This window comes from Cytobacillus spartinae (genome assembly GCF_042865285.1).
Lineage (GTDB): Bacteria > Bacillota > Bacilli > Bacillales > Cytobacillaceae > Robertmurraya_A > Robertmurraya_A spartinae.
The window spans coordinates 377954-389790 of the sequence record NZ_JBIACK010000001.1 but is presented as its reverse complement, the minus strand read 5'-3'; the positions used below and the strand labels follow the sequence as shown (position 1 = coordinate 389790).

The 11837-nt window shown below is 37.1% G+C and carries 11 protein-coding genes; 7 read left to right on the top strand and 4 right to left on the bottom strand.

All coding sequences use genetic code 11. The features are described 5' to 3' along the window. Positions 1 to 329: 329 nt before the first annotated feature. Positions 330 to 929, top strand: coding sequence for a hypothetical protein (locus ACFYKX_RS01825; RefSeq protein ID WP_389357484.1), 600 nt, complete (start codon positions 330 to 332; stop codon positions 927 to 929). 26 nt (positions 930 to 955) lie between these two features. On the opposite strand, the gene ACFYKX_RS01820 is transcribed toward ACFYKX_RS01825, so the two are convergent. After that, on the bottom strand, positions 956 to 1711 hold the full coding sequence (locus ACFYKX_RS01820) for a hypothetical protein (RefSeq protein WP_389357482.1): 756 nt from the start codon (positions 1709 to 1711) through the stop codon (positions 956 to 958). Between the two features lie 322 nt (positions 1712 to 2033). Continuing rightward, entirely contained in the window at positions 2034 to 3176 is a 1143-nt protein-coding gene (locus tag ACFYKX_RS01815; RefSeq protein ID WP_389357480.1) for a CAP domain-containing protein, read from the bottom strand. Between the two features lie 188 nt (positions 3177 to 3364). On the opposite strand from ACFYKX_RS01815, the gene ACFYKX_RS01810 reads away from it, so the two are divergent. Continuing rightward, positions 3365 to 4804, top strand: a complete 1440-nt coding sequence (locus ACFYKX_RS01810) for a DEAD/DEAH box helicase (protein WP_389357478.1) — start codon at positions 3365 to 3367, stop codon at positions 4802 to 4804. Between the two features lie 335 nt (positions 4805 to 5139). On the opposite strand, the gene ACFYKX_RS01805 is transcribed toward ACFYKX_RS01810, so the two are convergent. Continuing rightward, positions 5140 to 6363 carry an MFS transporter gene (locus ACFYKX_RS01805; protein ID WP_389357476.1) on the bottom strand — a complete coding sequence of 408 codons (1224 nt, stop codon included), beginning with the start codon at positions 6361 to 6363 and terminating at the stop codon, positions 5140 to 5142. 220 nt (positions 6364 to 6583) lie between these two features. Continuing rightward, a complete protein-coding gene (gene rluF, locus ACFYKX_RS01800) occupies positions 6584 to 7291 on the bottom strand; it encodes a 23S rRNA pseudouridine(2604) synthase RluF (RefSeq protein WP_389357474.1) in 708 nt (235 codons plus the stop codon). A 181-nt stretch (positions 7292 to 7472) separates the two neighbouring features. Between rluF and ACFYKX_RS01795 the strand changes: the two genes are divergently transcribed. From ACFYKX_RS01795 to ACFYKX_RS01775, 5 genes are all read left to right on the top strand, one after another. Further along, complete coding sequence (locus tag ACFYKX_RS01795) at positions 7473 to 8231, top strand: hypothetical protein (RefSeq protein WP_389357473.1); 759 nt, start codon at positions 7473 to 7475, stop codon at positions 8229 to 8231. Positions 8232 to 8309: 78 nt separating this feature from the next. Then, positions 8310 to 9443 carry a zinc-dependent alcohol dehydrogenase gene (locus ACFYKX_RS01790; RefSeq protein ID WP_389357471.1) on the top strand — a complete coding sequence of 378 codons (1134 nt, stop codon included), beginning with the start codon at positions 8310 to 8312 and terminating at the stop codon, positions 9441 to 9443. 125 nt (positions 9444 to 9568) lie between these two features. Further along, the gene (locus tag ACFYKX_RS01785; protein ID WP_389357469.1) at positions 9569 to 9772 is read left to right on the top strand and encodes a hypothetical protein; all 204 of its coding nucleotides are present in this window, start codon (positions 9569 to 9571) and stop codon (positions 9770 to 9772) included. A 184-nt stretch (positions 9773 to 9956) separates the two neighbouring features. After that, positions 9957 to 10967 carry an LLM class flavin-dependent oxidoreductase gene (locus ACFYKX_RS01780; protein WP_389357468.1) on the top strand — a complete coding sequence of 337 codons (1011 nt, stop codon included), beginning with the start codon at positions 9957 to 9959 and terminating at the stop codon, positions 10965 to 10967. Next, on the top strand, positions 10968 to 11816 hold the full coding sequence (locus tag ACFYKX_RS01775) for a VOC family protein (RefSeq protein ID WP_389357466.1): 849 nt from the start codon (positions 10968 to 10970) through the stop codon (positions 11814 to 11816). Positions 11817 to 11837: the final 21 nt, after the last annotated feature.

Below are 11837 nucleotides of genomic sequence, written 5' to 3'. Positions count from 1 at the left end.
TATATATTTGTGCAATAAACATTATACAAAACATATACATATAATTCTATAAATATGATTTAAATCTTTTTTGTTTACTTACATCATTAAATATTTCCATTTAGAACAGTCCTTGTAAAAGTTAGAATCATTGTCTCCTTTTGCCAACTTACTATAAGGCCCCATTCACAGAAGGAATATAAATTCTCAATATCCTTTTATGTAAGATATGTTAACTTCCATATACGTCTGAAGTCTTAGAACAAATTAAAACCCAGGTTCATTATAACCATTTATATATCTTGTTAGAATTTAAAAAAGTCTATTTTAACGAGATGGTAGGGGTTTGGATGAGAAAAATATATATTCTATTAACAGATACCGGGACACTTTTTACTAAAGCTATTAAGTGTTTTACAAGATGTCCACTAAACCATGCATCAATAGCTTTTGATGAAACTCTAGAAGACTTATACAGCTTTGGGCGTAAGAATGAGAGAAATCCATTTATTGGTGGTTTTGTAAGAGAGAATATACATTCAAACCTATTTAGAAATGCAAAATGTGCCATCTATAGCTGTTCAGTATCAGATTTAGAATACTCTCATATTATGAGGGAGATTCGAACAATTGAACAAAATCAACAAAACTATAAATATAATTTAATTGGACTTTTTGGTGTGATGGTTAATAAGGAAATTAATAGAAAACATGCTTTCTTCTGTACACTGTTTGTCGCATCTATCTTAATTCGCAGTGGTGTTAATATCATTGAGAAGCCGGCATGTTTAGTAAAACCAAATGATATTATACAAGCAAAACAGCTTAAACTAGAGTTTGAAGGGGTATTAGATACCTATCCTAAAGTAAAAATCCGGATGGAAAAGCCCCATACAAGAGTAGGGGAGACAGTAAGAACAGCCTTTCGTAAGGTTCGAGCCTATATATAAAAAAAGCTAAATGAACAGATGTCCGTTTAGCTTTTCTTAATTTTAGATGGGTTATTAATTTTGTAAAGGGGAGGGATTTCTACTAAAAACTCTTCTTCCACATCTTTTCCTTTTGGTAATTTCTTTTTAACAATCTTTCCATCGAATTCAAGATTTTCTCCAATGGCTAGTTCTAATTTCTTCAAAGTTTTAGAATGAGAGCACCAAGCGAGATCAACGTCCACTGGAGTGTCCTCATGAATTTTGACATTCTCTAGGACAACCACTTCGTCATTTTCCTCGTTAAAATTGTTCCAGCTCAAAGCAAACTGTTTAACAGATGCTGTAAAATGCACCTTATCTGTAGGTAGCTCCAGTTTTGGTGGAGTTTCCTTTTTTTCTTTTGCTTTTGTAGGCTTTTTCTCCACTGTTGGAGTTTGAGTTTCTTTAGAAGAAGAAACCTCCTGTTGGTCCTGATCACTAGCTGGAGGAGATTGAACCTCAGTAGAGACAACCTTCCCAAAACTATTCGATTGCATTTCCTTTAAGTAGGCAGGATGGATACAACTTAGATTTCCATCTTCAAACTCAATGACAATTGTATTAAATTCTGTTGAAGTACCATAGACCTCATACCCTTTAATGGTTACTGCATACTTAAATCCTTTTTCTTTATACCAGAATTGATTTTTTGCAGATAAACCCCACTCTTTAATTTTTTCTGTATAATGATTTTCATCAACAAACTTCTCAAAATCTCCCTTAGGATGGAGATAGGTAACTATATGTAAAGTTGCTTCCATACGTAGCACATCCTTTCATGACTATTGTACAACAATATGGATGAGAACTAAAATTTCTTAGCTGCACCATTCAATGTAATACGTATAAATAAAACGGAAAAAGATGGCACTTTTTTATATTCATCGGAATAGTTTTTCAAAAAGTCTATCATCACGGAAGCCTAGTTTTAATTAAATGGATTGGCAGTCGAGACATTGAAACAACACGAGCTTGAGGAAGTAAATATAAAGAGGATACAGAGGGGTAAGCTTTATTTACTAAAAGGGTGCAAGAGGGTCATTCCCAGATTCGTTTTGTGAACGACGTAGGGGAATAACCCATTTATTTTGCATAGTATTTTTGCGTGTAATAGGGATGTGACTCTGTATTAAAGGCTACTCCTACTGCTAAGTATTCAAATTCAGGATGAATGACGTTTTTACGATGACCAAGGGAATTCATTAGGCCTTCATGCGCGAAGATGCTACTAAACTGCCCGTATGCTAGATTTTCTCCAGCTAGCATGTATGATACCCCATCCGCCTTCATACGGTCGAAGGGGGTTTGTCCCTGAAGATTAGTATGGTCAAAATAACCATTCTCAGCCATGTCTAAGCTATGCTTCCTGGCCGTTTCTCGAACACGATTATCCCAAATAAGAATAGGGAGATCATGATTGACCCTTGTTGCATTTACTAAGTCAAACAATTGAAGCTCAAAACCTTCTTTTAACTTGTCATTCCCGTCCGTGTACATAGAGTCCTTTGAATTCTCTATATCATCCGTGATAATTTGAACGGCAGTAACCGTATTATTCTCGTGCTTATCATAAAAAATAGTTACATAGTTGCCGTCTATTTTGTAAATATCATAATCATCTTTTTCATCTAGCAGATAGTAAAAGAACCCCTTTTGCATTTGCTTAAGTGGCTCACCGAGAGCTTCGCGAACAGCTTGCTTCGAGGAATTTAGTTTTATTCCATTTGAAGAAGCAATCAAATCTTGATTCGTATATAAACCAACAACTTGTTGATTTTCATCATAAATGACCTTTACAAAATTATGATAGTTTTCATGATACGTATGCCAGTCTGTACCGTATTCATTTAGCCCAATGCGTTTAGGAGAGCCTAGGAGTAATTCTACATTTTTCTTTTTCTCACCAATTTTCGTATTGTAAATCGTGAACGCTTGATCAGTAGGAGTTTCAAGAACGGGAACGTCTATCGAGTTTTGTTCTGGATAAGTTTGTTCTTTTTTATATTCATCCACTTTTTCATCAAGTTCTTCTACAATGTCCACGATCACGGCTTGGAAAAAATCCAAGCCATTGGATAAACTTTCACTCTCTAGGAAAGAATCCAGATGAACCTTTGCTTTTTCAATAGAAGACTGCATGTCGGTAGGAACTACTTGGTCCCCATAAGAGGTCCATAAAAAGTTCAGAAAAAATAAAAACACTACAAAGAGTAAAAGTCGTCTCAAAACGTTCTCACCACTTTCTAGACATGATTTTTATCCAGTCTTACCTATTTCATACGATTTGAAAAGGAATTGGTTCTAAAAATGAAAATATTTTTGGTTTTTGCCCATTGATATTTGCTATTTGAAAGCTGAACCATCAATATTAGTATAACAGACAAAGATTAAGTACAAGAAAGCAGGGATTTAATTTGCTAGATTTTTTATCACTTGGTATTTCTGAAACCACTTCAAATAAATTAAGACAGCAAGGACTATCAACTCCAACACCCATTCAGAAACAGGCTATTCCTATGATTTTAGATCAAAAAGACGTTATAGCCCAAGCTCAGACAGGAACAGGAAAAACACTAGCCTTTGTATTACCAATTCTAGAAAAAATACGTCTGAATGATTCGAATGTCCAAGCTCTAATTGTCACTCCAACCAGGGAATTAGCACTACAGATTACAGATGAAATTGAAAAACTAATTTTAGAAGTAGAAGGGGTTGACGTTCTAGCTGTTTACGGTGGTCAAGATGTAGAAAAGCAACTAAAAAAGCTTCGCAGGAACGTCCAAATCGTCGTAGGGACTCCAGGACGACTATTAGACCACATTCGTAGGAAAACGATTGATTTGTCACAGTTACGCTTTCTTGTGTTAGATGAAGCTGATCAAATGCTCCATATAGGTTTCTTAGATGAAGTAGAAGACATCATTAGGCAAACTCCAAAAAGTCGCCAAACGATGCTATTTTCAGCAACTATCCCAGCTGAAGTAAAAAAGTTAGCAAGAAAGCATATGAGGAATGCAGAATATATACAAGTGGAAAAAACACAAGGACCCGCTCAAACGGTGGAGCAAATTGGCATACATACTGTAGATCGTGCAAAGCAGTCCACACTTATTCAACTAATTGAAGCACATCGACCGTTTTTAGCGATTATTTTCTGTAGGACAAAGAGAAGAGTGAGCAAACTATACGGAGCTTTAAAAAGTAACGGGTTCAAGTGTGATGAACTACATGGAGATTTGTCTCAGACAAAAAGAGAACAAGTCATGAAACGCTTCAGGGACGCTGACATCCAGTTACTTGTGGCTACAGATGTTGCTGCCCGTGGATTAGATGTAGAAGGGGTTACTCACGTGTACAACTACGATATTCCGGAGGACTCTGAATCTTACGTTCATCGTATAGGAAGAACTGGTAGGGCAGGAACGACAGGAATGGCAGTTACTCTTTATACATCAGAGGACCGGCCAGAGCTTGATAAAATTGAAAAAGAGCTTAATGTACGGATTGATAAACAGAACCTTGGAAATGCTCAAAAAGCTTTAGGAATTACAAAAGAAAAAGAAGGGATGTCTGAGGCTAAACCTAAGAGGACTAACTTCAAAGGTCGAAAGTCCAAAATATCAAGCGGCTCAAACAGCCGTAGTACGAAACGTACGGATGAGTCTAAAACGACAAGAACTGGGAAGTTTAATGAGTCAAAGAATAAGACTTGGACCGGTAGAAAAGACTCTGATGACAAATCAAAATCTCGAAATCGCAGAGAATCTATGACTACAAGGACGAGCAACGCGCTAGAGAAAGGGAAAGTTGCTAGTACTAAAAGCGCTGGGAGAAAAACAAATAAAGGACGCTAAAAAATGAGTCTTTAAACGCTCGTTTTAGTAAGGTTGAAAACTAACCCACCTCAGGAGCTTTGTATGATACAATTTTAGTAAAAGCTTCGGGATGTGAAATAATGCTCATATTTATTTGCGTACTTCTATTAGTCTTTTCTTTTGATCTGACAAAAATCAGGAAACAGAACCAAACGCTGATTGAACAGAATGATAAGATGATTTCACTTTTGGAAGATATAAAAAATAAGTAGGAAGACGAGTACGGAATTGGTTCTTTGCGGGAGTCCTTCAAATTTAATGATTTAACATCTAGCTCCGAACTAGTTCGGAGCTTTTTACATTCAATATTCAGCCTAAGTTACTTTTACATCTACATGTGCAACCGGTTTTGGAACAGAATCGGGATTTTTCACCTTAATGGATAATAACAATCCGATTATGAGAAATACCGTAGAAAAAAGGAAGGCGCTTTTAAAACCACCGAAATCTTCAATTAACCAACCGGCAATAGTAGGGCCGATGAATTGTCCAATCGCAAAATAAAAGGTTACATAGCTGAAAGCAATAGGCATTTCACTTGGTTTGACATGGTCCATACTCGAAGCTTGAATGAGTGTAAATAAACCGGTAATCGTACAGCTTATAAGAATAGTATGTAAAGAGAAACCGAGAAGGGTTGGATAAACAACAGGAACAACCATTGAAAAAGCAGTAATACTAAGTGTTAGCATTAGTGACTTTTTTCGCCCCAATACATCTGAGATTGATCCCCAAATTGGACCACTAAAAATAGACAATATTCCATTTAGAGCCATTAAAATACCAGCTGCCTTTGTATCAAGTCCAGCCTCAACCATGAAGCTCATAATAAAAATAACTTGAATAATATAAGTGATCCCAATTATGCCATATATAGCACCGACAATCATAACTTTTGGATTCTTATAGACCTCACTAGCTGATGTTTTCTGTTTTGTTGAACTAGAAGATACATTCGTTGGAGGATTTTTTGTAAAAAGAAACGTTACGATTCCTGCAATTAAACTTACAATGGCAAACAATCCCCATGAGATTCTCCAGCCACTATCACTGAAAACGCTTTCTAAAGAAGGGACCACCATCCCAGTTAGAAGCATTCCGATCCCCACGCCACTTGTTGTAATTCCGATAACAGTTCCTTTGTGGGCGGGGAACCACGCAACTAGTAATGAAATTAAAGGAGTGTATGAAAAAGACGTTCCTATACCTAACAGAAGCATAAATAGAAAGGTAACCGGATAGGATGGGGTAAAAGCTAGACCAATTAGACCTAAAGTAACGAGTGTTATACCAAGTAGGATTGTTCTTTTCCCACCCCATTTAGCAGCTAGCAACCCGGCAAACATAACCGTGCATAAATAACCTAGAGAAGAAGTTGTTCCTAAATAACCAGCCTGTTTATAGGAAATCTCTAGTCCTTCCATCATGAATGGAAGAATAACCCCATAAGACAGTCTTGCAAAAGCTAAAATTACGATCGTTGTTAACATCCCCACAAGCGAATATAACCACATTTTTTTTCGTAGATTTCGATCCATCACACCACTCCTTTACAAAAGAACCATAATACGGAATAATCGAACTTTTCTAATAATTTACTTTATCTAGATTGAAAAATCAATCCTTACAGCGGAAGAAGCAAGAGTTATTACTCTATAGTTATGAATAGGAGATTGGAAAAATTAATGGTTGGAAGGAGGAAATTAGCGGAGAAGTGAAAAGGACAACTTTTACTAAAGTAAAAATTGCCCTTAAATATTACCATTCCTTTGGCTGGTAGTTTAGATCTTCAAAAAGCTGTTTCTTTTCTTTTTTAGATAAATCTCTCCACTGGCCAGGAGGGAGGTTCCCAAGATGGATATTCATAATCCGTATTCGCTGAAGCCTAACGACACGGTAACCTAACGCTGAACTCATTCGGCGAATTTGCCGATTTAGCCCTTGAGTTAGTATAATTTTAAAGACATATTTTGATAACTGTTCAACCTCACAAGGTAGAGTGACAGTGTCCAAAATTTCTACTCCTGAAGACATTCCCTTGACAAACTCTGACGTGATTGGCTTGTCTACTGTTACTATGTACTCTTTTTCATGCTTATTCTCCGCACGTAGGATCTCATTCACAATATCTCCATCGTTGGTAAGGAGAATTAAACCCTCAGAATCTTTATCAAGTCGCCCAATATTAAATATTCGAAGAGGATGATTCACCAAGTCGATGATATTTCCCTTAATATGTCTCTCGGTTGTGCTAGTAATTCCCACTGGTTTATTCAATGCAATGTATACATAATTGCTAGCCATTCTAATTTGTTCACCATTTACACGGACATCGTCCCCAGGTTGTACTTGACTCCCCATCTCTGCTGGCTTACCGTTAATCGTTACTTTCCCTTCACTTACTAATTTATCTGCACCTCGTCTAGATGTTTTTCCAGACTCACTAATAAACTTATTAATTCGCATATATAACCACACCCTTATAGTGGAAGACTGTTTTAATAGAATACCGAATAAACGGCTTGTTTTCAAGATGATTCATATCGGGATCGTTTTATCCTTAACTTCAAGAGAGATTTTTGAGCTTATTTAAGAGTAATTTTCTATCTTAAAACTGTATTTATTTAATAAAAAAAGGAGAGCTTTTATGAGTATTGCTACTTACTCAAAATACGATACATATAAACAGATGATAAACAGTCTACCTTATCCATTTAAAGATGAGGACTTGATATCTGAGCGCTTTTTACTTGAAAAAGATGTGAAAAAGAAGCTTGAAATCTACTATGCACCATTTGAATATGTAAACAAGGAAGCAAAGGTATTAATTGTCGGGATTACTCCTGGATTGCATCAAATGAAACGATCATACTCTACTGTATTAAGTGTAAGGGAGCAAGGCTTAACGGACGAAGAAACTCTTCATGAGGTGAAGAAGAACTCCAGTTTCGAGGGGTCAATGAGAAAAAACCTGATTCAGATGTTAGATGCACTAGGGTTAAACAGTTACTTAGGTTTGTCGTCAACGATTGAACTGTTTGGGCCTGCAAGCTATCTCGTGCAAACAACTTCTGTATTACCCTATCCAGTCTTTTACAATGGGAAAAATTATAATGGCTCCACTCCAAATATATTAAAAACAGAATTGTTAAAAAAACAGATTGATACTTATACAGCAAAAGAGATTGGCAAATTACCCGATCCGCTTATCATTCCACTCGGGGTCAATGTCTCAACTGTATTCGACTACCTTGTAAGTCAACAAATCGTAAAAAAAGAAAGTATTGTAAAAGGATTTCCACATCCATCAGGCGGTAACGGCCATCGTCATAGACAATTTGCAGAGAATAAAGAATTGATGAAGATGCAGTTAAAGGAGTACTTTTCATGCCAACATGGACTCTAGATGGTAAATCGCGTTGTATAGATAATTTCTTTTTACAAAAAATAAAAAAGGAATTATTTTGGAAAATGGGGTGGATAGATGAAAGCTGTAACATATCAAGGACCAAATAACGTAGCAGTTAAGGAAGTCCCCGATGCGAAGCTAGAGAAGAAAGATGATATTATTGTAAAAATAACTTCTACAGCGATTTGTGGATCAGATTTACATTTATATCAAGGGAACATGCCCCTTCCGGAAGGGTATATTATCGGTCATGAGCCTATGGGAATTGTCGAAGAGGTCGGACCTGAAGTAACGAAAGTGAAAAAAGGGGATCGTGTTGTCATCCCATTCAATGTATCTTGCGGTGATTGTTTTTACTGTCAGCATGATATGGAGAGTCAATGTGATAACTCGAACCCACATTATGATTCAGGGGGCTATTTTGGCTATACAGAAAAGTTTGGGGACCATCCAGGTGGCCAGGCAGAATATCTAAAAGTGCCTTTCGGAAACTTTACTCCTTTTGTTGTACCAGAGTCCAGTGAGTTAGAAGACGAGGCATTACTCTTCCTAAGCGATGTTATCCCTACTGCATACTGGAGCGTAGATTACGCTGGAGTTAAAAAAGGAGATACCGTTATCGTACTTGGGTGCGGTCCTGTTGGATTAATGGCACAAAAATTCGCCTGGATGAAGGGTGCGAAGCGAGTAATTGCGGTTGACCATGTGGAATATCGTATGAATCATGCAAAGAACTCAAACAAAGTTGAAGTATTTGATTTTACAAAATATGACGATATGGGTGAGTATTTGAAAGAAATTACAAATGGCGGTGCTGATGTCGTTATTGATTGTGTAGGGATGGACGGTAAAAAGTCTCCATTAGAATTTATTGAGCAAAAACTAAAGCTTCAAGGTGGAACGCTTGGACCGATTCAGATTGCTACGAAAGCTGTAAGAAAATTTGGAACCGTACAGATTACCGGGGTGTATGGGGCTAATTACAACAACTTCCCGCTAGGGGCCTTTTTTGCGAGAAATATCAACTTAAAAATGGGTCAAGCTCCGGTCATTCACTATATGCCTGATTTGTATAAAAAGATTGAGAACAAGGAATTCGATCCAACTGATATCATCACACACAAGATTCCGCTCGATGAAGCAAGCCATGGGTATGAAATTTTTAATGGTCATAATGATGATTGTATCAAGGTTATTTTAAAACCATAGATCGTTTTGGAATAAGCACCGTAATTTCGGTGCTTATTTTTTGAATGATAGCCGTGCTTTATATTTGACCGTGTCCATTTGGAAAAACTACAATGATAAAATACACTGATCATTGGAGGGAAAATATGATTGTTGTCAAACTATATGATAAAGATGCCCATGTTTTACATATCGGTACGTTTAACGAGATAAAAGTAGCCGAAGAGAAAGCTAAGAAAGGATTAAAGTATAGTCATGTTGCGGTCGTATATGATGGTGACGTCCCGCTTAAGCTTTTTGATAACGGTCAATATACAGAAGGATTCCCGTTAGGAGTCGGAAGCTATTAGAAATCGTTATTCGTATTACGTTGTTTTAAAAACAAGGCTGGTTTCGCATATTTCGTTGTTATTTATATTGTGAATCTATACGGACTATACTTCGCCCGTGGCCACTCTAAAATATAGAGAAAGCAGCGCCAAAATACGTATAACATAAAGCGCCTAATAAAAAATGGAGGAAAGAGGGATTAGGATGGATTTAAGTATTTTAGACCAATCGCCGATTCCTTCGGGGCAAACAGCACAAGCTGCCCTTCAGGCATCCATGAAACTAGCTCAGTCCGGAGAAAAATTTGGCTATACACGCTACTGGATTGCAGAACACCATGATTTAGAGGGATTAGCGTGTTCGGCACCTGAAGTAATGTTAGGTTACATAGGGGCGAATACGAACACCATTCGCTTAGGCTGTGGAGCAGTTCTACTTCCACACTATAAGCCTTATAAAGTAGCAGAAACCTATAATATGCTTGCAACATTATTTCCGAATCGAATTGATATCGGGATTGGGAGAGCACCTGGCGGATCCGCAGAAGCTACTATGGCATTATCCGACAACTTTTTAGATGGGGTACGAAAAATGCCCGAGAAGGTAAACGAACTTATTCAATTTTTACATAGTGATTTCCCTAATGACCACATGTTCTCAAAAGTGAAAGCAAAGCCTTTACCGTCAATTGTACCTGAACCTTGGATTTTAGGTACGAGCAAAAAAAGTGCATTAATGGCTGCCGAACACGGTACTTCCTATGCTTTTGGACTGTTTATGAGTGATCAGGATGGGGTTGAAATCCTTGATTTATATAAAACCCATTTTAGGAAGGGGGTTACTAAGGAACCAAAGACCATATTGACAGTATCTGTCCTTTGTGGAGAGACGACTGAAAAAGCTGACGATCTTGCCTGGAGTAGCTATTTGTGGAGGCTACAAAACGCTAGAGGCGAGGCAAAAGGAATCCCTTCTATAGAAATTGCAAGGACATATCCTTACACCCCTTCTGAAAAAGAGGGTTTTAAGGATATATACAAGAAAATGATTATAGGAACACCTAAAGAAGTAAGCAGTCAATTAATAGATTTAAAGAAAAAATACGGTGTAGACGAAATTATGATAGTTACCATTACACATCAATTCGAGGATCGAGAGAAGTCGTATGAACTAATAGCACGTGAATTTGATTTGATTAGTAAAGGAGGTTTTTAAATGCACTTTCACCGTTCACCCCATGTGTATGTAGAAAAAGTGGTGATAAAAGTACTTGATCTAGAACGCTCTCTATCATTTTATAAAAATGTAATTGGTTTTAAAGTACTCCAACAATCTGCGAATAAAGTTTCACTAACTGCTGATGGAGAAAATGCTTTATTAGTAATTGAGCAACCCGAGGAAATACACGGAAAACAACCAAGAACGACAGGACTTTATCATTTCGCGCTTTTATTACCAAGTAGATCCGATTTAGCAAATATGCTACAGCATTTTATTCAATTACAGTACCCTTTACAAGGGGCTTCTGATCATCTTGTAAGCGAAGCTATCTATTTAGCGGACCCTGATGGCAATGGAATTGAGGTATACGTTGATCGTCCATCTTCAACCTGGAATTGGCAAAACGGGAACGTAGAGATGGCAACTAAGCCAATAGATATTGAAGGTTTACTTGCTGAAGGAAGCGGTTCATGGAGCAAACTTCCGACAGATACATTAATGGGTCACATCCATTTACACGTTTCAAACCTTAAAGAAACAGAGGATTTTTATTGCAAAGGACTCGGATTTGATATTGTCGCTCGTTACGGTAGTCAGGCACTTTTTATTTCGACTGGGGGATACCATCATCATATTGGTTTAAACACTTGGAATGGAATTGGTGCTCCCGCTCCAGATGAAAATAGTGTAGGATTAAAATATTTTACTTTATTATTTTCAAGTGAAGAATCTAGAGAGAAAATAGTCAATCAATTACAAGGAATTGGAGTATCAATTTCTGAAGAAAACAACAGGTATGTAGTGCATGACCCATCAGGAAATAGCATTCATTTGGTTATATAGTATTTTAGAGTGAATAAAAGG